General features: G+C 47.3%; 19 protein-coding genes. 11 read left to right on the top strand and 8 right to left on the bottom strand.

Going from position 1 to position 24,659, the window contains the following annotated elements; translation table 11 throughout:
* Nucleotides 1-3: 3 nt before the first annotated feature.
* A complete protein-coding gene (gene ybaK, locus JM642_RS15570) occupies nt 4-480 on the bottom strand; it encodes a Cys-tRNA(Pro) deacylase (RefSeq protein WP_203432106.1) in 477 nt (158 codons plus the stop codon).
* Nucleotides 481-603: 123 nt separating this feature from the next.
* Nucleotides 604-1,524 (bottom strand): DMT family transporter, encoded by a 921-nt coding sequence (locus JM642_RS15565; RefSeq protein ID WP_203432105.1) that lies wholly within the window; start codon nt 1,522-1,524, stop codon nt 604-606.
* 286 nt (nt 1,525-1,810) lie between these two features.
* Between JM642_RS15565 and dnaK the strand changes: the two genes are divergently transcribed.
* Nucleotides 1,811-3,730, top strand: a complete 1,920-nt coding sequence (dnaK, locus tag JM642_RS15560; protein ID WP_047533951.1) for a molecular chaperone DnaK — start codon at nt 1,811-1,813, stop codon at nt 3,728-3,730.
* A gap of 109 nt (nt 3,731-3,839) precedes the next feature.
* On the top strand, nt 3,840-4,973 hold the full coding sequence (dnaJ, locus tag JM642_RS15555) for a molecular chaperone DnaJ (protein ID WP_037414972.1): 1,134 nt from the start codon (nt 3,840-3,842) through the stop codon (nt 4,971-4,973).
* 568 nt (nt 4,974-5,541) lie between these two features.
* On the opposite strand, the gene JM642_RS15545 is transcribed toward dnaJ, so the two are convergent.
* Nucleotides 5,542-5,796: a hypothetical protein gene (locus tag JM642_RS15545; protein ID WP_203432103.1), complete on the bottom strand. Its 255-nt coding sequence runs from the start codon at nt 5,794-5,796 to the stop codon at nt 5,542-5,544.
* 833 nt (nt 5,797-6,629) lie between these two features.
* Between JM642_RS15545 and JM642_RS15540 the strand changes: the two genes are divergently transcribed.
* From JM642_RS15540 to carB, 7 genes are all read left to right on the top strand, one after another.
* A complete protein-coding gene (locus JM642_RS15540) occupies nt 6,630-7,985 on the top strand; it encodes a DEAD/DEAH box helicase (RefSeq protein WP_203432102.1) in 1,356 nt (451 codons plus the stop codon).
* A gap of 120 nt (nt 7,986-8,105) precedes the next feature.
* Nucleotides 8,106-8,699, top strand: coding sequence for a GNAT family protein (locus JM642_RS15535; RefSeq protein WP_203432101.1), 594 nt, complete (start codon nt 8,106-8,108; stop codon nt 8,697-8,699).
* Between the two features lie 134 nt (nt 8,700-8,833).
* Nucleotides 8,834-9,643, top strand: coding sequence for a M48 family metallopeptidase (locus tag JM642_RS15530; RefSeq protein ID WP_011621754.1), 810 nt, complete (start codon nt 8,834-8,836; stop codon nt 9,641-9,643).
* A gap of 192 nt (nt 9,644-9,835) precedes the next feature.
* A complete protein-coding gene (locus JM642_RS15525; RefSeq protein ID WP_037415090.1) occupies nt 9,836-10,453 on the top strand; it encodes an FKBP-type peptidyl-prolyl cis-trans isomerase in 618 nt (205 codons plus the stop codon).
* 70 nt (nt 10,454-10,523) lie between these two features.
* Entirely contained in the window at nt 10,524-11,336 is an 813-nt protein-coding gene (dapB, locus tag JM642_RS15520; protein ID WP_037415093.1) for a 4-hydroxy-tetrahydrodipicolinate reductase, read from the top strand.
* Between the two features lie 168 nt (nt 11,337-11,504).
* The gene (gene carA / locus JM642_RS15515; RefSeq protein WP_203432100.1) at nt 11,505-12,680 is read left to right on the top strand and encodes a glutamine-hydrolyzing carbamoyl-phosphate synthase small subunit; all 1,176 of its coding nucleotides are present in this window, start codon (nt 11,505-11,507) and stop codon (nt 12,678-12,680) included.
* Between the two features lie 27 nt (nt 12,681-12,707).
* Nucleotides 12,708-15,932: a carbamoyl-phosphate synthase large subunit gene (gene carB, locus JM642_RS15510; RefSeq protein ID WP_069453359.1), complete on the top strand. Its 3,225-nt coding sequence runs from the start codon at nt 12,708-12,710 to the stop codon at nt 15,930-15,932.
* Between the two features lie 71 nt (nt 15,933-16,003).
* Here carB and JM642_RS15505 read toward each other — a convergent pair whose 3' ends face one another.
* From JM642_RS15505 to JM642_RS15490, 4 genes are all read right to left on the bottom strand, one after another.
* Complete coding sequence (locus JM642_RS15505; RefSeq protein ID WP_239000515.1) at nt 16,004-16,741, bottom strand: ABC transporter substrate-binding protein; 738 nt, start codon at nt 16,739-16,741, stop codon at nt 16,004-16,006.
* Nucleotides 16,742-17,076: 335 nt separating this feature from the next.
* Entirely contained in the window at nt 17,077-18,165 is a 1,089-nt protein-coding gene (locus JM642_RS15500; protein WP_069453358.1) for a methyl-accepting chemotaxis protein, read from the bottom strand.
* A gap of 316 nt (nt 18,166-18,481) precedes the next feature.
* On the bottom strand, nt 18,482-19,855 hold the full coding sequence (gene mgtE / locus JM642_RS15495) for a magnesium transporter (protein ID WP_037430572.1): 1,374 nt from the start codon (nt 19,853-19,855) through the stop codon (nt 18,482-18,484).
* 22 nt (nt 19,856-19,877) lie between these two features.
* Nucleotides 19,878-20,558, bottom strand: a complete 681-nt coding sequence (locus JM642_RS15490; protein WP_037430570.1) for a hypothetical protein — start codon at nt 20,556-20,558, stop codon at nt 19,878-19,880.
* Nucleotides 20,559-21,169: 611 nt separating this feature from the next.
* Between JM642_RS15490 and JM642_RS15485 the strand changes: the two genes are divergently transcribed.
* Together JM642_RS15485 and JM642_RS15480 are read left to right on the top strand one after the other, a co-directional pair.
* The gene (locus JM642_RS15485; protein ID WP_203432098.1) at nt 21,170-22,303 is read left to right on the top strand and encodes an endonuclease/exonuclease/phosphatase family protein; all 1,134 of its coding nucleotides are present in this window, start codon (nt 21,170-21,172) and stop codon (nt 22,301-22,303) included.
* 271 nt (nt 22,304-22,574) lie between these two features.
* On the top strand, nt 22,575-23,765 hold the full coding sequence (locus tag JM642_RS15480; protein ID WP_047536960.1) for a class I SAM-dependent methyltransferase: 1,191 nt from the start codon (nt 22,575-22,577) through the stop codon (nt 23,763-23,765).
* Between the two features lie 91 nt (nt 23,766-23,856).
* On the opposite strand, the gene rpiA is transcribed toward JM642_RS15480, so the two are convergent.
* Nucleotides 23,857-24,516 carry a ribose-5-phosphate isomerase RpiA gene (gene rpiA / locus JM642_RS15475; RefSeq protein WP_099456858.1) on the bottom strand — a complete coding sequence of 220 codons (660 nt, stop codon included), beginning with the start codon at nt 24,514-24,516 and terminating at the stop codon, nt 23,857-23,859.
* Nucleotides 24,517-24,659: the final 143 nt, after the last annotated feature.

Raw genomic sequence — 24,659 nt, 5'->3', positions numbered from 1 at the left:
AAGTTATAGGGTTTTAATATCGGCAAATGTTCCGCGGCACAACTTCGCTAAGTCATTTGCAGCGAGACATATCTCAAGCCCACGGCGACCAGCACTGACATAGATTTTGTCAAATTGCTTCGCACTTTCATCAATGATCGTTGGCAGCAGCTTTTTTTGCGCTAAGGGGCTAATCCCTCCAACCAAATAGCCGGAAGACTTTTGCGCTAAATCCGCATCGGCCATTTGCAGTTTTTTCTGGCCTAAACATTTGGCTACGGCTTTTAAATTGAGTTGATGATCAACTGGAACGAGCGCAACTGCAAGCGGCGGATGAGCTTTATCGGTCGCGACCAGTAAGGTTTTAAATACCTGCGCGGGAGCGAGGCCTAACACATTGGCGGCTTCTTCGCCGTAGGCGGCGCAGTGTGGGTCGTGGCTGTATTCTAAGATTTCAAAGGGGATTTTGGCTTTCTTTGCCATTTGTACGGCAGGTGTCATGCTTTACTCCTTGCGTCAATTTCTGGGGCAATAAAAGTCCGCCATAGTAGCTCTTTATTGGCGTTTAAAATGTTAGCTCGGGCATAAATTATCTATACCCGAGTAAGGCACCTTATCCGTTGCTTAGTCCGCAAGTTTGGTATTGAGTTTGGTTTTGCGCTCCAGATAGCGCGGGAATAATTGCTGCAACATCATGCCGCTTAAAATAAAGCCTAGGCCAATGTAGGTTGCGGTGGCGATGGTTTCTTGCAAAATCCAAGCGATAAAACCAATGGACATCACCGGCGATAAAAATACTAAGGTGCTGATATTGGCGGTGCGAGTCGCAGTTTTAAGCGCCATTAACCAGAGTACAAAGGTAATCCCCATTTCAAATAAGCCTACATACATCCCCGCCATTACGGCTTTAATGCTAAAGCTAGGGAGCGCATCGGTAAGTAACAGCGTGATGGTAATAAAGGGTAAACCGATTAAAAAGCTTAATAGCAGGCTGACCACTGGGTCACCTTGATCTTTAGTGTTCACAATCCAATATAGGCACCAGAGCAAAGTGCTGGTTAATGCAAGCCCAATCCCGAGTGGACTGTCGAAGCGAAAACCGCTGATATCGCCGCCGGTGGCAATAATAAATACCCCAGAGTAGGCAATCAGTGCCGCAATCATATCGCTCTTACGCAAATGTTGTTTTAGCAGTGGCGCAGCTAACAGCGGTAGCAATACCGCCCAGGTATAATTAAGTGACAGTGCCTGCTGGGCGGGTAACAGTGAATAGGCTTTAAACAGCACCACATAATAAAGAAAGGGATTAATCAGCCCAGTGATCAGATAAAAAGTCGGGCGACGCAACAGCTGCGCTTTAAGTAGCGGTAGCTTTTTTTGCCAAGCGAGAATGGCGCCAAGGGCGACGATAGAGGTGAGTACCGCCACAAACACCAGTTGCAACGGGCTATAAAATCCGAGGGCAATCTTAAAGGCGGTTGCCACCGTCGACCAGAGGAATACCGCACCCATGCCGTACACATACGCCAAATTTGAAGATTTCACACTCTTACCTTATGCACTTAAACCGCCACTCAATGTGCGCAGATTGAATAACAGCTATTGTTGATATGCAAGCGGATTTTACCGTTTTGAATATTTTATACAGCTGAGTTTTTCGAAAAGATAAATCAGAAAATTTTTTGTATGGCCCTTGTAATTAAATTCCCTGTCCCAATATAGGTGTTAAGGCTGAGAAGGTGGCCAACAGTGGACTTGAAAAAAATGCGTCCGGCCCCATATCAAAACCAACTTATTAATTTAGTTTGACAGAAATTTTTCGGAGGACCTCATGGGTAAAATTATTGGTATCGACTTAGGCACAACAAACTCTTGTGTAGCTGTCCTCGATGGTGGCAAAGCACGCGTATTAGAGAATGCTGAAGGCGATCGCACAACTCCGTCTATCATCGCTTACACCGATGATGAGACCATCGTGGGTCAGCCAGCAAAACGCCAAGCTGTAACTAACCCAAATAACACATTCTTCGCGATCAAGCGTTTGATCGGTCGTCGCTTCAAAGATGACGAAGTTCAACGTGACGTGAACATCATGCCATTCAAAATTATCCAAGCCGACAACGGTGATGCTTGGGTTGAATCACGTGGCAACAAAATGGCTCCACCACAAGTTTCTGCTGAAATCTTGAAAAAGATGAAGAAAACAGCAGAAGACTTCTTAGGTGAAGAAGTGACAGAAGCGGTAATTACCGTACCTGCATACTTTAACGATTCACAACGTCAAGCCACTAAAGATGCTGGCCGCATCGCAGGTCTTGAAGTTAAACGTATTATCAACGAACCAACGGCTGCAGCTCTGGCCTACGGTATCGACAAGAAGCAAGGCGACAACATCGTTGCAGTGTATGACTTAGGTGGTGGTACATTCGATATCTCTATCATCGAAATCGACAGCAACGACGGCGACCAAACCTTCGAAGTATTAGCGACTAACGGTGACACTCACTTAGGTGGTGAAGACTTTGACAACCGTTTAATCAACTACTTAGCTGACGAATTCAAGAAAGAGCAAGGCTTAGATCTGCGTAAAGATCCATTAGCAATGCAACGTCTGAAAGAAGCGGCTGAAAAGGCGAAGATTGAGCTTTCAAGCACCAACCAAACTGAAGTGAACCTGCCATACATCACTGCCGATGCAACAGGTCCTAAGCACTTAGTGGTGAAAATCACCCGTGCTAAGTTAGAGTCACTGGTTGAAGACTTAATCATTCGTACTTTAGAGCCATTAAAAGTGGCACTGGCTGACGCTGACTTATCAGTATCAGACATTAACGAAGTGATTTTAGTGGGCGGTCAAACCCGTATGCCTAAGGTTCAAGAAGCGGTTTCTAACTTCTTCGGTAAAGAACCTCGTAAAGACGTAAACCCAGACGAAGCCGTAGCCGTAGGTGCTGCGATTCAAGCGGGCGTACTGTCAGGCGACGTGAAAGACGTTCTGCTGTTAGACGTAACACCACTGTCTCTGGGTATTGAAACCATGGGCAGCGTAATGACCAAGCTGATTGAGAAAAACACTACTATTCCGACTAAGGCACAGCAAGTGTTCTCAACAGCCGATGACAACCAAAGTGCAGTAACCATTCACGTACTGCAAGGTGAGCGTAAGCAAGCGAGCGCGAACAAGTCATTAGGTCAATTTAACTTAGACGGTATTGAGCCAGCACCACGTGGCATGCCACAAATCGAAGTGATGTTCGATATCGACGCTGACGGTATTCTGCATGTTTCTGCAACCGATAAGAAAACCGGTAAGAAACAAAACATCACCATCAAAGCTTCTTCTGGCTTAAGCGAAGAAGAAGTGGCGCAAATGGTACGTGACGCTGAAGCACACGCTGAAGAAGACAAGAAGTTTGAAGAGTTAGTGCAATCTCGCAACCAAGCTGACGGCTTAGTTCACGCAACTAAGAAACAAGTTGAAGAAGCGGGCGATGCACTGCCAAGTGAAGACAAAGCTAAGATTGAAGCGGCAATGAGCGCGGTTGAAACTGCTGTAAAAGGCAACGACAAAGAAGCCATTGAAAAAGCGACTCAAGCGCTGATTGAAGCGTCTGCTAAGCTGATGGAAATCGCTCAGGCTAAAGCTCAAACTCAAGGCGGCGCACAAGAAGGTGCTGCTAAACAGTCTAACGCGACTGCCGATGACGTTGTCGATGCTGAATTTGAAGAAGTGAAAGACGACAAGAAATAACATTTGCTTTCAATCAAATTGATTGATTTCAAATAGTTAATTTCTAGGCGGGCGTTACGGGGAAACCCTAACGCCCGTTCGTTCAACTTAAGCTGAGAAGCATGAGATTATGTCAAAGCGAGATTATTACGAAGTATTAGGCGTTGGTCGTGACGCCAGCGAACGTGAAATTAAAAAAGCCTACAAGCGTTTGGCGATGAAGTTTCACCCCGACCGCAACCCTGGCGATAAAGCTGCCGAAGCGAGCTTCAAAGAAGTCAAAGAAGCCTACGAAATCCTTACCGATGCCAACAAAAAAGCGGCCTATGACCAATTTGGTCATGCGGGTGTGGATCCCAATCGCGGCGGCGGTGGTGGCTACGGCGGCGCGGGCGATTTCGGTGATATTTTCGGTGATGTCTTTGGCGATATTTTCGGCGGTGGACGTCGTGGCGGTCAACGCCAAGCAGCCCGCGGCTCAGATTTACGTTACAACCTAGAGTTATCACTGGAAGAAGCTGTAAAAGGCCTCACCAAAGAACTGCGTATTCCAACCTTAGCCAGCTGTGATGTGTGTGACGGCAGCGGTGCGAAAAAAGGCACGTCGGCGACCACCTGTACAACCTGTCATGGTCAAGGCCAAGTGCAAATGCGCCAAGGTTTCTTTACCGTGCAACAGCCTTGTCCAACCTGCCATGGTCGCGGCAAGATCATTAAAGATCCTTGCACTAAGTGCCATGGCGATGGCCGTGTCGAGAAAACCAAGACACTGTCAGTTAAGATCCCAGCAGGTGTCGACACTGGCGACCGTATTCGTTTAGCGGGTGAAGGTGAAGCGGGCGAGTTTGGCGCGCCAGCGGGCGATTTATACGTTCAGGTCAGTGTGCGTGAACATGCCATCTTTGTTCGCGATGGCAACAACCTCTACTGCGAAGTGCCGATTTCATTCAGCAAAGCGGCGCTCGGCGGCGAGATTGAAGTGCCAACACTGGACGGTAAAGTCAGCCTGAAGATCCCAGCCGAAACTCAAACTGGCCGTATGTTCCGTTTACGTGGCAAAGGGGTTAAATCGGTTCGCAGCCATGCCGTTGGCGACTTGCTCTGCAAAGTCGTGATGGAAACGCCAGTCAATCTAAACGAGCGTCAGAAAGAATTACTGCGCGAGTTTGAAGCGACCTTAACCGGCGAATCAAAGAAGCATAGCCCAAAGGCTGAGGGCTTTTTCGATGGCGTGAAGAAGTTCTTCCAAGACCTAAATAGCTAATTAGGTTTGGTGGCGTAGCGGTTAGCTGCGCACTAGATAAATAAAGCCTCGCAGTGTTTAGCACTAGCGGGGCTTTTTTATGCTTGATTGCATGCTCAAATTTGAAACTCTGTCCCCAGCAATAAACTAAGCACAGTCATTTCAGTGACTCGCCATGAACTCATCCCTGAGGGCTCGACGACGGCATCCATGCCGTCAACGGTCACTTCCATGGCAGTGCTTAACTCCTTTTAAGTCCAGCGTATACCTGATCAATGCTATGCCTGTCCGGTCTTTTGAAGTGTTATGCTTGTCCTGAAAGAAAGAGGTATTTAAAGTACAGTACTAATATTCATCAAGATTATGAGTACATACTATTTAGTTATTAACTAGTTTTGTTCATCGGACAATTGCGGGCATCATGATTCCGGCCATTACAAATGCTACATCGTCTAGCATCAGGGCAAGTTTGAGCATTATGTCCAGACTTGCCACAAACTGAACACCTATTAACATTTGGACAATTTCGCGCAGTGTGATTACCTGCACCACAATTACTACAAGACAAAAGAGTACTCCTCAAATAGTTTTATCGATTCATTTGCATGTGGGTACGTAATTCATCTTCAGTGTAGCCACGATTTAACAACTCTCTCCTTGCCGCACCAGCTTTTAATGGGGAATGTTTAAAATCTCGCACCATAATGTTTTTTAGTGAGCTATCTGATTCACCTTGCATCTGTTCTTTATATTCATTAGCACGCTGACCTGCTGCTTTAGCTTCACTTGCTACTGCACTACCAGCTTTCATTGCTAGATCACCAACGGATTTCCAAAAACTCATGCTTTGCTCCTTTTTAAGCGTTTATGTTTTTAGTAAAAATCAATGTACGATAACTAACACTATAGAGGGAATTGTTTTGATACTCGCTCCATGAGTTTGATGCATATTTTTCAAAGGTTTAAATCCCATATATTAATGGGGAATACAATCTCTTACCGTATAGAGAAATAACATACTCGATTTTAAAGTATTAGTAAATAAATCCCCACAATAAGAAAAAGAAAGGATATATATGGTCACCTCGGGTTTAGCAAGGTCAATGTCCTAATTAGAGTAGTGTTCAAATTTCTGTGTCATTTCTTTAAGTTATACCGAAAATTTGATTAAACAACTTAAAAGAAGAACAGGCAGATTTCTTTTGAGACTAACAGCTAAGACTGCAACTACAGGAGTTCGCTTTTCCCTGCGAAGTTGTCGAAATATGGAGATAGTTCTTAGTTGTTTGGGTGGGGCCGTGGCGACATCATGGATGATGGCGCAGGCTCGGGGGCACATGGATGTGCCATCTGAGCCGTTAGGCGATTTTTATTGGAGTATGAGACCACGAACCAATGCATGTACTTCGCTAGGGGTGCCGGGGCCACGTTTTACGAACAAGGCAAAAAGGGGAACAGGCGTTTTTCCCCTTTTGGTCGGGTGTGGGGTGAAGCCCCACGACTTTGATTTAAGAATTTAAATGAGGTTTGAAAATTAGGCTTTGGGCTTACGTAACGTGAAAAAGTGAAATCTACCGTTGCAAACTAGCCCAAGGCTTTAGTCAAAGCCGAAACAACATTGGTATTAGCAGCCAACTCTGCGTAAACTTTCGCTCCCATGTTTTTATTGGTGTTGCGATGACCATTCCTAAGCCTTTCCCTTCCACAGAGTCTTACCCAGAGTCGTTAACCTTTGCCGAGCTTGGCGTCAATGTGGCGTTATGTTCAGTATTGCCTACCGCGCTCAAGCATCCGACACGGGTGCAGCAATTAGCGATTCCGGCGATTCTTGCGGGGCGAGATGTGTTAGCGCTGTCGCAAACCGGTAGCGGTAAGACCTTGGCTTTTGGTTTGCCCTTACTGCAAGCAATTTACCAACAACTTCAGCAGCAAGTCGTATTAGCGGGGGCTGAGTCTGTGTCATCCTCGGCCAGCAATGTGCAGGCCTTAGTGCTCGTGCCGACACGGGAGTTAGCGCAGCAGGTAACTATGGCGCTGCAAGCGCTGGCGAGTAAGTTATCGTCTTCTTTGAATATTCAGCTCCTCTGTGGCGGTATCGCGCAGGAAGAGCAATTAGCCGAACTTGCCGCTAAACCGCAGTTTGTGGTGGCAACCCCTGGGCGCTTATTGGATTTATGCACGCAGTCCTATATCCGTCTCGATTCGATAAAATATCTAGTGCTAGACGAAGCCGACCGCTTACTGGAAATGGGATTTTGGCCCGATGTGCAAAAGCTGATGACCATGATGCCTAAGCGTAAGCAAACCTTACTGTTTTCAGCCACCTTGCCAGAGGCGTTGGATTCCTTGGTGGGTAAATTGCTGAGCAATAATCCCCTGCGGGTTGAAGCCAGTACACGCAATGCTGTCGCCGCCGAAATCGAAGAGCAACTGTATTTAGTCAATAAGGGCAGTAAGGCGCAGGCATTGATTGCGTTACTCAAACAATATCAATGGCCGCAAGTGCTAGTGTTTATCAGTGCCCGCGATGATGCTGATGCGATAGCGAAACGACTCGTTAAGGCGGGGATAAATGCTGCTGCGCTGCACGGTGAAAAAGATCAAACCGTGCGCAGCCAAACCTTGGCCGACTTTAAAGCCAATCGTATTCAAGTGGTGGTGGCGACAGATTTGATGGCCCGAGGTATTCATGTTGATGCCTTACCAGTGGTGATCAATTTAGATTTACCCACCAGTGCGCCTGTATATGTGCACCGTATTGGCCGCACCGCAAGGGCGGGCGCCAAAGGGCTCGCTATCTCTTTGGTGTGCCATGGTGAAATGCCAAGCTTAACCGCGATCCGCAACTTGACGGCGCGTGAGTTACCGTTAGCATCATTGGCAGACTTTCCGGTGACCGATAAGCCGAGCGAAAGAGCTAGAGAAGATGGGGCCGAGAATAAGGTTGTACCTAAGCGTCCACCTCGGGATAAACAGGCGAATCGTCGCAGTATTAATAAGCACAGCGTCAAAGCCTTTAAAGGCAAGCGTTGAGATAAGCCCGCGCTGCTATCCATAAACTGCTAGCACTTATTGGTACTGTTTACCGGTTTCCGCTGGGTGAACTATATAGTTAACCTCGGAACGTGGATTACTACTTTTACAGGATCAGGCATGGCGTCGACATTGGCGATAGGTAAAGCACTTCACCACATGGTAACTCATGGTTTAACGACCCAACGTTTTACGCTTCGGCCATTTCAGCGAGCGGATCTTGAAGCTTTTACCGCTTATCGATCCAAGCCTAAGATCGCCAAATATCAAAGCTGGACGGATTACTCTTATAGCGATGCTGTCGCGTTATTCGAGAACATGAATTACGCACAATTTGGCGCGGCGGACACTTGGTTTCAATTGGCGATTGTCACTGCGGCATCGGCTGCGACGCCTGCCACCTTAGTGGGCGATTTGGCGCTGCATTTTATCGATGAGCAGCAAATGGAAATCGGCTTTACGATTGCGCCTGAGTATCAAGGCCAGCAGGTTGCGTTTGAGGCCGTCAGCGCATTGCTGGGTTATCTCTTTGTGGAATTAGATAAGCATCGTGTTATTGCAATAACCGATGTAGACAATCTTGCCTGCTGTAGATTACTCGAAAAACTCGGCTTTCGGCGCGAAGCCCATTATGTCAAAAACATCTTCTTTAAGGGCGCATGGGGCGATGAGTACCTCTATGCTATGTTAAGGGAAGACTATATTGCACGTTAATGGCGCTAGGCTCATTTATGCTTGCCATGCAAGTTCTGAATCTCGTTTGGCTTCTGCTTACTATCTCAGTAAAATCTTAATCATGATTAGTTGAGTCTGCTAGCTTCAGCCTCGTTCGGATTAAGGAGTTCCCTATGAAAGCAACATCACTCGCCTTAGTGGCGATTGGACTCACGTTAGGATTATCGGGCTGCGCGACCACGAAATCGCCTACGGGGCGTGGCCAAACCTTGCTGTATTCGGCATCGCAAATGCAGCAAATGGGGGATGCTTCTTTTGAAGAAATGAAAAAGCAGCAAAAGATCAGCAGCGATAAAAAGCTCACCCAGTATGTAAATTGTGTGGCGAATCGCGTCACCGCTGTGCTACCCGATCAAAGCCAGAAGTGGGATGTCGTGTTATTCAACTCCGAGCAAGTGAACGCCTTTGCATTGCCTGGCGGGCACATTGGCGTGTATACCGGATTATTAAAAGTCGCGAGCACGCCGGATCAACTGGCGACCGTCTTAGGCCATGAAGTGGCCCACGTATTAGCGCAGCATGGTAATGAACAGGTCTCACGGGCGCAGATGACGGGGATGGGGATGCAAATCGCCGATGCCGCCCTTGGCGCGAGCGGCGTTTCAAACCGTGACTTATATATGTCGGCCTTAGGGCTGGGTGCGCAGGTCGGGGTGATTTTACCCTTTGGCCGCGCTCAGGAGAGTGAGGCGGATGTGATGGGGCTGGAGTTGATGGCGCGGGCAGGGTTCGACCCTGCCCAGAGCGTGGTGCTGTGGCACAACATGTCGAAAGCGGGTGGTAGCCAAGGGCCAGAGCTGTTATCTACGCATCCATCCAACAGCAATCGCATCGCCCAACTCGAGCAATTACAGGGGCAAATGCAGCCTTTGTATCAGAGCGCAAAGGCGAGTATCAAAAACCAATGTGTGTTGCCTAAATAGTCATTCAGAGCGTGGCGATCGTTTAGATGCAGGCCTTATCTTGCCGCAATTAGGCGCTATTGCTGGATAAATACGCATCGGTTACGTAAAATCGCCGCCAAAGTTAAATAAGCAGTCAGTTTATCAGCATAGGGCGTGGAACTATGGTAAACTGGCGCGCAAAATTCCATTGAACATTGAGAGTCGTTAATTATGTCTGATAAATTCAGTACTGTTGAACAGCAAGCAAGCTATGGTGTTGGTCGTCAAATGGGCGAGCAACTGGCTGCCAATTCTTTTGACGGTGTAGATATTGCTGCCGTTCAAGCAGGCTTAGCCGATGCGTTTGCTGGCGTTGAAAGCGCTGTATCTATGCAAGATATGCAAGTTGCATTCACTGAGATCAGCCGTCGTATTCAAGCGGCTCAAGAGCAAGCAGCTGCTGCGGCTTCTGCTGAAGGTGAAGCGTTTTTAGTGGAAAACGCTAAACGTGCAGGCGTGATCGTGACTGACTCTGGTCTGCAATACGAAGTATTAGTTCAAGGTAGCGGTGCAAAACCAACCTACGAAGATACTGTTCGTACTCACTACCATGGTTCTTTCATCAATGGTGACGTGTTCGACAGCTCTGTTGTTCGTGGTCAACCTGCTGAATTCCCAGTATCTGGCGTTATCGCTGGCTGGACTGAAGCACTGCAACTTATGCCAGTAGGCACTAAGTTAAAATTATTCGTTCCACATCACTTAGCTTACGGTGAGCGTGGTGCGGGTGCTTCTATTCCTCCATACTCAACCTTAGTGTTTGAAGTCGAGTTATTAGACATCGTCTAATGTGATTGAAACGCCTAAGCCAGTCTTAGGCGTTTTTGTATGGAAGACAAAAAAGATTGAGGAGATTGAAATGAGTGGACAAGTGAGAGTTGCAATTGTCGGTGCGGGTGGACGCATGGGACGGACTCTTATTGAATCGGCTTATCATCAAGAGCACATTCGCTTAGGCGCGGCGATTGAGCGTTCAGGTTCAAGCTTAATTGGCGTGGATGCGGGCGAGCTTGTCGGTGTGGGTAAGTTAAATGTCATTATCATGGATTCGCTCGACTATGCGACCGATGACTTTGATGTGCTGATTGATTTTACTGCGCCAGAGGCCAGTATTGTCCATTTAGATTGGTGCGTACGCCATAAGAAAGCCATGGTGATCGGCACAACTGGTTTCAATCATGCTCAAAAAGAACAAATCAATGCCTTTGCCGAGCAAACGCCGGTGGTGATGGCGCCGAATATGTCTGTGGGTGTCAATCTGATGTGGAAATTGCTTGAGTTGGCCGCTGAGGTCATGGGTGATTACACTGATATCGAGATTATCGAAGGTCACCACAGATATAAGAAAGATGCGCCATCTGGCACGGCACTAAAAATGGGTGAAGTGATTGCCAAGACCTTAGGTCGTGATCTTGAAAAATGCGCCGTCTATGGCCGCGAAGGGATCACTGGCGAGCGCGACCGTGAAACTATCGGTTTTGCGACTGTGCGCGCAGGCGACTTAGTGGGCGAGCATACCGCCATGTTTGCCGATATTGGTGAACGTTTAGAGATCACCCATAAAGCCTCTAGCCGTATGACCTTTGCCAACGGCGCTATGCGTGCCGCTCATTGGTTGGTGGAGCAGAAACCGGGTCTGTATGATATGCAGCAGGTATTAGGTTTACATTAAAATTAAAAAACGCCATTTGGCGTTTTTTTTTGCACTCAGAGACCAATGTATAGACGAGTTTGAGTTTATCCTGTAAACTCGCTGGAATTTGTCAAAATTTCGTAAATCAGCGGAAATTGGTATCTTAACATAACATAAAAACATTATATTTCAGTGGCTTGGCTCTTTATGGAGGTCGCGTTGACAAAGTCTGCCTTACTCGTACTCGAAGATGGAACCGTATTCACTGGCACAGCAATAGGTGCCGATGGTCTCTCAGTTGGTGAAGTTGTTTTTAACACTTCGATGACGGGGTACCAAGAAATTTTAACTGATCCCTCTTATTCACGCCAGATAGTAACTTTAACCTACCCCCACATTGGTAATACTGGTACCAATAATGAAGATGTCGAATCCAATGGGGTTCATGCTTGTGGTTTAATCATTCGCGATCTTCCGCTCATAGCAAGTAGTTTCCGTAATCAACAAACCCTTAGCGATTATCTCAAAGCAAACAATGTTGTTGGCATCGCAGATATCGATACTCGTAAATTAACTCGAATCCTCCGTGAAAAAGGTGCCCAAGCGGGTTGCATCATGGCGGGTGCTGACTTGGATGAAGCCAAAGCGCTTGCAGCTGCTAAAGCCTTCCCTGGTTTAAAGGGCATGGATTTAGCGAAAGAAGTCACGACTGACAAAGCCTACCCATGGCGTAAAGGTAGCTGGCGTTTAGTGGGCGGTTTGCCTGAAGATACTCCAGCAGAAGCGCTTAAATACAAAGTGGTTGCCTACGACTACGGCGTTAAGCAAAACATCCTGCGTATGTTGGTTGACCGTGGCTGTGATGTGACGGTTGTTCCTGCAAAAACACCCGCTGCTGACGTGTTAGCAATGAACCCAGACGGTGTGTTCCTCTCTAACGGCCCTGGTGACCCAGAGCCATGCGACTACGCGATTGAAGCGATTCAACAAATCCTGAAAACCGATACGCCGATTTTCGGTATCTGTTTAGGCCACCAATTACTGGCATTGGCATCAGGCGCGAAAACCTTAAAGATGAAATTTGGTCACCACGGTGCTAACCACCCAGTGAGCAATATCGAAAAAGGTAACGTGATGATCACCAGCCAAAACCACGGTTTTGCTGCCGATGAAGCCACATTACCTGCCAATATCAAAGTGACCCACAAGTCACTGTTCGATGGTTCACTGCAAGGTATCCATCTGACGGACAAACCTGCGTTCAGCTTCCAAGGTCACCCTGAAGCGAGCCCAGGTCCGAACGATGCGGCCCCACTGTTCGATCACTTTATCGAGCTTATTGAACACTATCGTCTTGTAACGAAAAGTCAGAACGCTAAGTAATACGCAAGCTAGGAGAAGAGAGAAGCAATGCCAAAACGTACAGATATAAAGAGTATTCTTATCCTAGGTGCAGGCCCGATTGTCATTGGTCAGGCATGTGAGTTTGACTATTCAGGCGCTCAAGCCTGTAAAGCCCTGCGTGAAGAAGGTTATCGCGTCATTCTGGTGAACTCTAACCCTGCCACCATTATGACCGACCCCGAAATGGCCGATGCCACTTACATCGAGCCAATCCAATGGGAAGTAGTACGTAACATTATCGCCAAAGAACGTCCTGATGCGATTCTGCCTACCATGGGCGGTCAAACCGCTCTAAACTGCGCGCTTGAGCTTGAGGCTAAAGGCGTGCTGGCTGAATTTAACGTTGAAATGATCGGCGCGACTGCCGACGCGATTGATAAAGCAGAAGACCGTAGCCGCTTCGACAAAGCCATGAAGAGCATTGGTTTAGAGTGTCCACGCGCGGGCATCGCCCACAGTATGGAAGAAGCCTATGGCGTGCTTGAACAAGTGGGTTTCCCTTGTATTATCCGTCCATCATTCACTATGGGTGGCTCGGGCGGTGGTATCGCCTATAACAAGGAAGAGTTCGAAGAAATCTGTTCTCAAGGTTTAGATTTATCGCCAACCAAAGAGCTGCTCATCGACGAGAGCTTAATCGGTTGGAAAGAATACGAGATGGAAGTGGTTCGTGACCGTAACGACAACTGCATCATCGTGTGCTCTATCGAAAACTTCGACCCAATGGGCGTGCATACTGGCGACTCTATCACAGTAGCACCCGCACAAACTCTGACTGACAAAGAATACCAAATCATGCGTAATGCCTCTATGGCCGTACTGCGTGAGATTGGGGTTGAAACGGGCGGTTCGAACGTACAGTTTGGTATCAACCCGAAAGATGGCCGTATGGTGATCATCGAGATGAACCCACGGGTATCGCGTTCATCGGCATTGGCATCAAAAGCAACTGGCTTCCCAATTGCAAAAATTGCGGCCAAGTTAGCGGTGGGGTTCACCCTCGATGAGCTGATGAACGACATTACTGGCGGCCGTACGCCAGCGTCGTTCGAGCCTGCAATTGACTATGTTGTGACTAAAGTACCTCGCTTTAACTTTGAAAAGTTCGCTGGTTCTAACGACCGCTTAACTACTCAGATGAAGTCTGTAGGTGAAGTAATGGCGATTGGCCGTACTTTCCAAGAGTCACTGCAAAAAGCACTGCGCGGTTTAGAAGTAAGCCGTCACGGTTTAGACCCGATTACTGACATGTCTAAGCCTGATGCGTTAGCCCGTATCCGCCTCGAGCTAAAAGAGCCTGGCTGTGACCGTATTTGGTACATCGCCGATGCGATGCGTGCGGGTTTAACCTTGGATGAAATCTTCCGTTTAACCAACATCGACCCATGGTTCTTAGTCCAGATTGAAGAGCTGATTAAGCTGGAAGGCCAAGTGGCCGAAGGCGGTTTAGCCGGTCTTAACGAAGAACTGCTGCGTAAGCTTAAGCGTAAAGGCTTTGCCGATGCGCGTCTGGCGGCGGTCCTTGGCGTAAACGAGACTGAAGTCCGTAAACTGCGTGACCGTTTCGACATCCACCCTGTTTACAAGCGCGTAGATACCTGCGCGGCTGAATTTGCCACTGACACCGCTTATATGTACTCAACCTATGAGGAAGAGTGTGAAGCTAACCCATCTAACCGTGACAAAATCATGGTGTTAGGTGGTGGTCCAAACCGTATCGGTCAAGGTATTGAATTCGATTACTGCTGTGTGCACGCGGCATTAGCACTGCGTGAAGACGGTTATGAAACCATCATGGTGAACTGTAACCCTGAAACCGTTTCTACTGACTACGACACCTCAGATCGTCTGTACTTCGAGCCTGTTACCCTAGAAGACGTGCTAGAAATCGTCCGTATCGAGAAGCCAAAGGGCGTTATCGTGCAGTACGGTGGTCAAACTCCGCTGAAACTGGCTCGCGCCCTTGAGGCGGCGGGTGTGCCGATTATCGGTACTAGCCCAGATGCGATTGACCGTGCTGAAGACCGTGAGCGTTTCCAGCAAGCGATTCAACGCCTGGAAATGAAGCAGCCTGAAAACGATACCGTCACCACGGTTGAAGGTGCGGTAATTGCCGCCGAGCGTATTGGTTATCCGTTAGTGGTGCGTCCATCCTACGTACTGGGCGGCCGTGCGATGGAAATCGTTTACGACCAACAGGATTTACTGCGCTACTTCAACGAAGCGGTAAGCGTATCTAACGCATCACCAGTACTGCTAGACCACTTCCTAGACGATGCTATCGAAGTGGATATCGACGCAGTATGTGACGGTGAAACCGTAGTTATCGGCGCGATTATGGAGCATATCGAGCAGGCGGGTGTTCACTCAGGTGACTCAGGTTGTTCTCTGCCTCCTTACACCCTAAGCCAAGAAATCCAAGATCGCATGCGCGTACAAGTCGGCAAGTTGGCGATGGAGCTGGGTGTTGTCGGTCTGATGAACGTGCAGTTTGCCGTGAAGAATAACGAAATCTACATGATTGAAGTTAACCCACGTGCAGCGCGTACTGTGCCATTTGTGTCGAAAGCCACTGGTGTGCCGTTAGCGAAGATTGCCGCCCGTGTGATGGCAGGTCAAAGCTTAAAAGCGCAAAACTTCACTGAAGAAGTGATTCCACCTTTCTACTCTGTGAAAGAAGTGGTACTGCCATTTAACAAGTTCCCTGGCGTTGACCCACTGTTAGGCCCAGAAATGCGCTCAACAGGTGAAGTGATGGGCGTGGGCGATACCTTCGCCGAAGCCTATGCTAAGGCGCAGTTAGGTGCGACTTCTGAAGTGCCTAAGTCTGGTCGTGCGCTGCTATCTGTGCGTAACAGCGATAAGAAACGTGTTGCCGACTTAGCCGCTAAGTTGATTGAGCTGGGTTATCAAATCGATGCCACCCACGGTACTGCGGTAATCCTAGGTGAAGCGGGTATCAACCCACGCTTAGTCAACAAGGTACACGAAGGCCGTCCACACATTCTTGACCGCATCAAGAACGGTGAGTACACCTATATCGTGAACACCACCGAAGGCCGTCAAGCGATTGAAGACTCGCGTCAATTACGTCGCGGTGCACTGCGTTACAAAGTGAACTACACCACGACGATGAACGCGGCATTTGCCACTTGCATGGCACACGCTGCGGACGATCGCACTAACGTGACTTCAGTGCAAGAGCTGCATCAGCGCGTATTGGCTAAATAAGCCATAAGCCTCTGCAATCAAAAGGCCGGATAACGTTGTTATCCGGCCTTTGTTTTTAAGGGGTAAAAGGTTTATAAACCGATACGCTCGGTTTCCATTGGCGGCGCATCATTGGGCAGCCAGCGGTGATAAATTTGTGCAAAGGTGCCATCGGCCTTGATGCTGACTAGTGCCTCTTTCCATTTATCAACTTCCTCCGTTGGTGTGCCTTGAGAAAACGCAATATAGAGATGATTCGCGCTGATGGTGTAGAGGGATTTTACATCATCAATACTGGCTCCGGCTTCTGCAAGAATACTTGGCGCCGTGAGATTAGCGTTGCACCAGAGAACGATTCGCTGCTTCATTAACTGCTTTGCGCTTAGTAGTGGTGTTGATGAGGGGGCGAGATTTGTAAACCCATGATCCATTAATAATTGTTCTTCGACAGAGGAACGATACACCCCAATTGCTTTTGCCTGCTTAGCACCTTCAATTGAGTCAATGTTAAGCTTGCTACTTTTTAGAGCATAAAAGTTTGTTGTGCCAACCGCGACAGGACCTATCAAACTAAACATACGCTCCCGCTCTGCGGTACGTGTCATTGTGAATAACACCGTGTTGGGTTGTTCGGTGATAATTTTCCAGCCACGAGCCCAGGGCACAATCTTGATAGGATCTTGGTTATCGATACGTTTTTGGATTTCTTGCACGACTTGTACAGCTAATCCATCGGGTTGGCCATCAACCGAAAAGCTAATCGGAGCCCATTCTTCTGTATAAATATTGAGTGTGGCCTGAGCTGTGTGCGGGATAACGCAGAGAAGCATAACGCGCACTAAATGGGTAAAAAATGTCATTAATAACCCTAGGAATTAGAATGTTATATGCGAGTCTCACGGCGTGCTCATATTGAATTAAAGATGACAATTCTTAAGCTCGCAAGCCACTTTAGGGTTATTTTGTGATCTGTACTCTTGGGTTAGAAAATTATCGATAAATCATATTGGTCATTGAGGCAAGATAGAGTTGCCTCCTTGTTGTGCAAAGGAGGCTGCCGATGCGCTATATCTGTTTTAGTGAGCTTTAGATGAGTGAGGTTGCTAATTGATGACCCATGAATAGGTCACTTAAAAAGCGCGCTATTCATGGGTATATATTGCTGTTACTGGCGATAAACATCACGTAGTAGATTATCGAGACAATTGACGACCCGCATACTTGAGTCTTCCATCAAACGTAGTTGCCTAACCATTTCGGGTAAATTGCCCTGTTGCCTTGCCGCGAGTGCTGCTTTACCTGCATCGTGTACCGCTTTGTGGGGAGCATCCAAGGCCTTAAAGTTACTCAAATGTTGATAATTTTCAGCACCAAAGCCTTTAAAATACCATTGGCCTAAACGGCATTCAGTATGGGAGTTCACACCATGGCTGTGCTGATTCTTTTCAATAAGTTGATACACATTACTCTTCCAAACGGCGTGGTCGAGTTTAGTGGTATTTAAGAATGAGGCTGTCGCGGCATTATGAATTACCTGCTGCATTTTATTAGAACGTTGCAGTACATCTTCAACGACTTGCCCTATTTGTGTTGAAGATGAGGCAACATCAAGAGCGCTGTTTTGGTTATTATGGACAATCTCTTTAATATTAGAGGCTTGTGTAACAATCTGTTTTACTAGTTTTTCGATTTGGCTGCTCGCTTCGTGAGCTTTACTGGCTAATTGTCTGACTTCATCGGCAACAACCGCAAAACCTCGTCCAGCTTCGCCCGCTCGGGCGGCTTCAATTGCTGCGTTGAGGGCGAGTAGGTTGGTTTGCTCAGAGATCCCTTGAATGGCGGCAACAAACTGGTTAATAGAAGAAGTGGTACTATCGAGCTCGGTTACAGCAGTCATGCTACTGGTGGCTTGTTCATTTATATAGGTTGCTCTATTACCTAAATTAATAATGGCTACCCGCGTTTGATCAAAAATTTTATCTAATTCGGACAGTGCTTCTTTTTCTTCAGTGAGTAGCTCTGCACTGCTGGCAAGGCCATCTCTCACTGCATTTAACATCTCGCCGCCCTGATTTTGGCAGGCAATCACCGCACTATAATGATCGGTATTTTGGCGGGACTGTTGTTGCATGGCTTCATTTTCGCGGGCCATATTTTTTAGCTCTTCGATTTCAACTTCGTATCTATCTTGTTGATCAATGAGCTTTTGCTTCAGCGCTTCGTTTTCTGCTTTGAGTCTTGAATTAAACCACATAAAAACCTCTAAACTTTTATTGATATTGTTATGGCCACTGAATTAATAACGTCTAAGGTGCAATCCCTGCGGTATTAGGGTAAGTAGGAAAGTGTGGTAAGAAAATATTAACGTATATCAATGCCATAATCTTACTTTTTTATTGAATAACAATGAATTTATGAACTTGAGCAAATAAATTGCCCAAGTCCATTTTGGGTAACAAGTGAATATCTCGTACTGTATTTCTACAAATTGTGATTCAACCTTAATTGAGCTTGCTAGTTTGAGTGTTAACGCTTTTCATCAGCATCGCAGCAAAAGCGTTGTAACTCTTTTAAGCCACAGGTAAATCTAAAATCATTGTAGCAATACTAAAGTAAACGAGCACACCAATGATATCGGCAATTGAGGTGATAAGTGGTGCGCTGGCTGAAGCCGGATCCATTTTTAACTTGCTGAGTAAAAAGGGTAGTGACATGCCAATCAGGCTGCCAATGATCACTACGATCTGCATGGTCAGCGCGACAACTAGAGCAATCTCTGGACCACCGCGCCAAAACCCAAGTAGCGATACTGCCAAGGCCATGCTGGCACCGAGTAATCCTGCTACCCCTAATTCACGCCCCAGTAATGAGAGCCAATCCTTGAGTATCACTTCGCCAGTGGCTAAGGCTCGCACCATCAAGGTGGCTGATTGTGAACCCGCATTACCGCCGCTATCGATGAGCAGGGGAAGAAAGAACACCAAAGAAACATAACTGGCAATGGTATCTTCAAAAAAGGCGATGCCAGCGCCTGAGAAAATATTACCAAACACCAAAATGACCAACCAAACGACTCGTTTACGATAGAGCAAGCCTATGCTGGCGGTTTTTAAATTGTGATCAATATTGCCGATGGCCGCAGTTTTAGTAAATTCAACATCAACCTGTGAACTGGCAATGTCCATCGCATCGTCATAGGTGACAATACCGACTAACTGTCCCTTGCCATTGATGATGGGGAGAGCCAACAAATCGTAATGGGCGATCATCTGTACTGCCTCTTGGCAAAGGGCGTTGGCATCTAAGGCGATGGGGTTGGGTTTCATAAAGTCGACCACTCGCTCTTCTGGCTGCGCTAAAAGTAATTGTCTAAGTGATACCGTTCCAATTAAACGGCCTAACATATCGACCACATAGGCTTGATAAATCGTCTCTTTATCGGCGGTTTCCGTGCGCAGCATTTCAATCGCCTGGGCGGCGGTATGACGGCTATTGAGCAGAGTGTAATCCGATGTCATCGCCGCACCGACCTTGGTTTTATCGTAGGCGGCTAAAGTGCGCATATCCTCTCGTTTTGCCTGTGCTAACACGGGCAATAGTCGTTTTTGTTGTTCAGGTTCGAGCAGGTTATAAAGATCGGCGCGCTCGTCCGCTGCCATAGTGAGCAACAGCGATGACAGCGTGGTTTTATCTAACTGCTGCACTAATTCTGTTTGTAATTCATCACGTAAATAACGAAATAAATCCGCCGCAATTTTGGCGGGCGCAAGTTGCAAAAACCGTAATTGCTGTGGCTGAGTAAAGCTACCAACTACAGCGGCAATATCTGCGGGGTGACGCTCTTTCGCTAAAGCCGTAATGCCTGCTGTATCGCGCTGCTCTAAAATATTTTGGATAGCTACGACGATTTGCTTAGTATTTTTTTGGTTGTTGTTCATGTTCATAGTTCATTCTCCCAACGATCTATTAATTAAAGAAAAAGGTAAAGTCAGCGCCCAGCTGTTGTGTGTTTCCTTTTAGGCTGTTGCCTAGGCTTAGTTGAAGTTGTAACTGTCTTTTAAGTAAATATTGATATGCGAGTTTGTAGGCTCGTTCATGGGACTCATGGCGATAAAATTCGGCTATCCATTGCTGCTCAGTGTCGTATTCGAAGGCGATAGCAACTCCTGCAATAAGCTGGGGCGATTGAGCGCCATACTGATCTATACCTAGGTTGCTATAGAGGCGTAAATTCTGAGCTGCCAAGTCATATCCCAAAATCCCTACAATTTGCGTTGTTAGAGGGTGGCTGCCTTGATGATTTTTTTGCAAATTAACAGCCAGCGCACTTTGCCAAGGGGCATAGTCTGCATTTAATGGCAATTTGAATCCCAGCTCGGTTTGCTGCTCATTGATAGCATTATTACTTTGTTGTTCAATGCCTAAGTGCCATTCCCACTGGCCTGAGTTGCAGGTGCCACTGCCATTTATCTGTTTTGCGCTATGATCGGATCTCGGCTGTTGCCAACCTAGCTGTAACTCGCAGTGTTCGGCGATGCTGGGATCATCCACATCGAGTTGAGAGGCATGTGTTGCGACGCTAATGCATAGTCCCAAAAATGCCCAAGACTGAAAAGCAAAGGTGAATGGCTTGTTTGTGTACGCCATGGTTTAACTCCCTGAGTGTGGGGAGCCAACTGGGGCAAAATAGGCGTGAAGATGTATTCAATAGGCAGCACTTATCCTCCGGCTCAATGCCGGAAAAACCAATAGGCGAGCGCTAACGCTAGCATGACTGGCTAATATTAAGGTCTGAAATTGAATGTACGGGTGTGGGGTGAGATGTGTCACGCTACTACCCTGCTTAGCAGGTAGCAGCAAAATATTGCGGGCTAGTGCTAGGCGTTAAATCCTGTCTTTTGGACAGGGCATCTACTGTCGCTTATGTGTGTGCCCACAGTGGGTCTCCTAATGGTAAAATCGGCTAGATTCTAAACCGCTGACAATGAAAGTCAACCCAATAGGCAATTACCTATGTTTATGTTTCAATTTTGCTTTTATTCTTGAGTTGATTTTTGTTTTAGGTTTTTGCTGTGTTGCATTTTGGTGTGCAGTAGGTTGCCTTGGGGGCTGGCTGTATTTTTATAAGGTTTGATATTTATTAATTGCTGTTGTTCTGCGCCAGTTAATGGATGTATTTAATGATAAAATCGATTTGTCGCAATCAGTTAAGAACCGAGTTTAATTAGCACAACGGTTTGGCTAAAGAGGAATCACCTGTGACATTTGCTTCCCAACAGCAGTCCATTTCGGCTGAAAACTGCCATTCGAATATTCGTATTGCGACTATCAATCTATTTAATTTTATTGAACCACCTTTAGCCTTTTACGATTTTGAAAATATCTATAGCCATGGTCAATGGCAAAAGAAGTGTCAGTGGTTTGGCGAGCTTTTAAACCAATATCATCCGGATATTGTCGGGTTTCAGGAAGTGTTTAGCCCTGAGCCATTAAAACAACTTGCGGCGCAGCAAGGGTTAACACATTTTGCCATAGTCGACAGTGCGGCCTTGGTCAGCGATTACATTTATCAAAGCCCAGTGGTTGCACTAGCATCGCGCTTTCCTATCCTTGAGGTGCATGCGATTGAACCCGATGCACATTTAGTTGCTGCGATGGGGTTATCGAGCCAATTTACCTTTAGTCGTAAAGTGCTGCGGGCGACGGTGGATATACCGCAAATTGGCGCTTGTGATTGCTATGTGGTGCATTTTAAATCTAAGCGCCCGGGACTTGCGTTAGAGCCACATCCCTTAGGCTTAACCTTAAGTGCGCCGCCCACGCTTGCGTTGCACTCTGAGACTAAGTTATTAACTGAGCAAGCCCTAGGTCGCTGGGCATCGACCATGCAGCGGGGCGCAGAGGCGGCATTGTTGTTCCATGCTATTCTCGCGCGGCGGCAAAGCATAAGATATCCGGTGATCCTGATGGGTGATTTTAACGATAGTTTGTCCATGGGGGCGTTGGATGCATTAACGCTCCAAGGCGAGCATCTTCACAGCAATGATATCAAGGCCGCGGGACTTGGGCATTTGTCTGATACTGCACGTTCGGCTGTGTTTGCACAATATCGACTGCAAGATGCTTACGAGTTATTTATTGCGGCGAATATGCCCGATAACCTAGTCCATTCTCGGGAGCATCGAGCTGCAACCCATTACTACGGCCCTAAAGGTTCGGTACTCGATTATATTTTGCTTTCCAATGAGTTTGATGCCAGTGATAGTCGCAGTTTGGCTCAGGTGGTGGATTATCAAACCTGCGATAGACACTTAGTCAGGCCCGAATATGAGCGTGATGCTTACAGTACCGATCATGCACCGGTATGGGTGGAATTGGCGCTGCGGCGTTAGCAAGTAAAATAACTGTCGAGGATGCCATCAAGAACAACATCTCATCTTGAATCGTTAACACGCCCTCGGCCCAGGGTTTTACCCGCGAAACTGGAGTATGATCGCAGACCATGGGAATGGAGAGCTGATGTTTTGGACAGATGGCTCGCACTCGAACCCTATTAGGTATATTATCCGCTTCCATTTTTAGAGGGCGGCGCCTAGTGTTCGAACGGTACTATTGATTACGGTGGTACAACACACAGGCGGTACAATTATCAAAGGCGGTACTATGGCTATCAGAATCAAACTTAAACCCGGTCGCGAAAAGTCCCTTGAGCGTCGTCATCCTTGGGTCTTTTCCAACGGGATCCACAACGTTAAAGGTAAGCCTGAACCGGGGCAGACCGTCGATGTGGTTGCCCACGATGGTCATTGGTTGGGCCGTGGTGCTTGGTCTCCTGAGTCTCAAATCCAAGTACGAATTTGGACTTTTGATCGCGAAGAAGAAATTGACCGTGAGTTTTTTAAGCGTCGTATTCTGCGTGCACAAGCGGGACGCGATGATCTTATTCGTGAGCAAGGCTTAACCGGCTACCGCTTAATTGCCGCCGAGTCCGATGGTTTGCCCGGTATTACCATTGATAAATACGCCAATGTGTTGGTCTGCCAATTGCTGAGCATGGGCGCCGATGTATGGCGTGACACTATTGTCGATGTACTCGCCGAGCTGTATCCCGATTGCGCGATTTATGAGCGCTCAGACGTCGATTCCCGTAAGAAAGAAGGCTTAGCCTCTACCATGGGTTTACTCCATGGCACGCTGCCTGAAATGCCCGTCATTATTGAAGAAAACGGTATCAAAATCGCCGTTGATGTGACTAAGGGTCATAAAACCGGTTTCTACCTCGACCAGCGCGATAACCGCGCCATCGCCGCCCGTTTTGTGAAAGGCAAATCGGTACTGAACTGTTTTTGCTACACCGGCACCTTTGGCCTCTATGCTGCTAAGGCGGGCGCGGCCAGCATTGAGAACGTCGATGTCTCATCACTTGCCCTCGATACTGCGCGTTTGAATATGCGAGTCAATGGGTTAAATGATGACAATGTGCATTACAACGAAGCCGATGTGTTTAAGCTGTTACGTCAGTATCGCGATGAGGGTAAAACCTTCGATGTAATCGTACTCGACCCGCCAAAGTTTGCCGACAATAAGTCGCAGCTCAACGGTGCCTGTCGTGGCTATAAAGATATCAATATGATTGCGCTGCAATTATTAAATCCGGGCGGGGTGCTGCTGACCTTCTCTTGCTCGGGATTAATGCCTGCGGATCTGTTCCAAAAAATCGTTGCCGATGCCGCACTGGATGCCAAACGTGAGATCCAATTTATCGAGCGTTTAAGCCAGGCGAGCGATCACCCGATTGGCAGCGCCTTCCCCGAAGGTTTTTACCTCAAGGGCTTAGTGGCTCGAGTGTGGTAATCACTTAATCGTTTTAGGGTTATAAAAAATGCCGGTGCAGTTGCAGCGGCATTTTTGTTTCTCGCATGGGAGTCTTTCGACTCACCTTGCCTTAAGCGGTAAAGGTTTTCACGCCTTCAGGGGTGCCAACCAGTAACACATCGGCGCCGCGTTTTGCGAATAGACCGTTGGTCACTACGCCGACGATGGCGTTGATCTTATCTTCTAATTCCTTAGGATTGATGATCTTAAGATTATAAACGTCGAGGATCACGTTGCCGTTATCCGTGATAACGCCTTCACGGTACACTGGGTCGCCGCCGAGTTTGACGAGTTCACGGGCCACGTAAGAACGCGCCATTGGGATCACTTCGATGGGGAGTGGGAATTCACCCAAAATATCCACTTGTTTAGTGTTATCCACGATACAGATAAACTTTTCAGCCACAGCCGCAACGATTTTCTCGCGGGTTAATGCCGCGCCGCCGCCTTTGATCATGTCCATATGGCCGTTGATTTCATCGGCACCATCAACATACACGGATAATTTATCGACGCTGTTTAAGTCATAAACTGGGATGCCAAGGGCTTTCATCTTTTGGGTAGAGGCTTCTGAGCTTGATACCGCACCTTCAATATCGGCCTTCATGGTCGCCAAAGCATCGATAAAGTGGTTAACGGTTGAGCCTGTGCCCACACCTACAATGCTGTCCTTCTCAACGTATTTGAGTGCAGCCCAGCCTGCGGCTTTTTTCATTTCATCTTGAGTCATGTTGACATCCTGTAATGGCAAATGAGTAAAAAATTCTGCGCTTAGTATACTCTTTTCCACCAAATAGTGTGGTGCTATTGCACTATGGCTGTGATCTTGCTTACAGCCCGCACTGATTTAATCTGTGTATAAAGGGAAGTGCT

The organism is Shewanella sp. LZH-2, from assembly GCF_016859145.1.
Taxonomy (GTDB): domain Bacteria; phylum Pseudomonadota; class Gammaproteobacteria; order Enterobacterales; family Shewanellaceae; genus Shewanella; species Shewanella xiamenensis.
The sequence above is the reverse complement of the archived record's forward strand: the minus strand, read 5'-3'. Positions and strand labels throughout refer to the sequence as shown.

Coding starts and splice junctions, on each gene's coding strand:
- mgtE (WP_037430572.1), bottom strand. CDS start 19,855: ATGAACATGAACAACAACCAAAAAAATACTAAGCAAATCGTCGTAGCT.
- dnaK (WP_047533951.1), top strand. CDS start 1,811: ATGGGTAAAATTATTGGTATCGACTTAGGCACAACAAACTCTTGTGTA.
- ybaK (WP_203432106.1), bottom strand. CDS start 480: ATGACACCTGCCGTACAAATGGCAAAGAAAGCCAAAATCCCCTTTGAA.
- JM642_RS15525 (WP_037415090.1), top strand. CDS start 9,836: ATGTCTGATAAATTCAGTACTGTTGAACAGCAAGCAAGCTATGGTGTT.
- dapB (WP_037415093.1), top strand. CDS start 10,524: ATGAGTGGACAAGTGAGAGTTGCAATTGTCGGTGCGGGTGGACGCATG.
- JM642_RS15530 (WP_011621754.1), top strand. CDS start 8,834: ATGAAAGCAACATCACTCGCCTTAGTGGCGATTGGACTCACGTTAGGA.
- carB (WP_069453359.1), top strand. CDS start 12,708: ATGCCAAAACGTACAGATATAAAGAGTATTCTTATCCTAGGTGCAGGC.
- JM642_RS15545 (WP_203432103.1), bottom strand. CDS start 5,796: ATGAGTTTTTGGAAATCCGTTGGTGATCTAGCAATGAAAGCTGGTAGT.
- JM642_RS15535 (WP_203432101.1), top strand. CDS start 8,106: ATGGCGTCGACATTGGCGATAGGTAAAGCACTTCACCACATGGTAACT.
- JM642_RS15505 (WP_239000515.1), bottom strand. CDS start 16,741: ATGCTTCTCTGCGTTATCCCGCACACAGCTCAGGCCACACTCAATATT.
- JM642_RS15500 (WP_069453358.1), bottom strand. CDS start 18,165: ATGTGGTTTAATTCAAGACTCAAAGCAGAAAACGAAGCGCTGAAGCAA.
- rpiA (WP_099456858.1), bottom strand. CDS start 24,516: ATGACTCAAGATGAAATGAAAAAAGCCGCAGGCTGGGCTGCACTCAAA.
- carA (WP_203432100.1), top strand. CDS start 11,505: ATGGAGGTCGCGTTGACAAAGTCTGCCTTACTCGTACTCGAAGATGGA.
- dnaJ (WP_037414972.1), top strand. CDS start 3,840: ATGTCAAAGCGAGATTATTACGAAGTATTAGGCGTTGGTCGTGACGCC.
- JM642_RS15490 (WP_037430570.1), bottom strand. CDS start 20,558: ATGGCGTACACAAACAAGCCATTCACCTTTGCTTTTCAGTCTTGGGCA.
- JM642_RS15540 (WP_203432102.1), top strand. CDS start 6,630: ATGACCATTCCTAAGCCTTTCCCTTCCACAGAGTCTTACCCAGAGTCG.
- JM642_RS15480 (WP_047536960.1), top strand. CDS start 22,575: ATGGCTATCAGAATCAAACTTAAACCCGGTCGCGAAAAGTCCCTTGAG.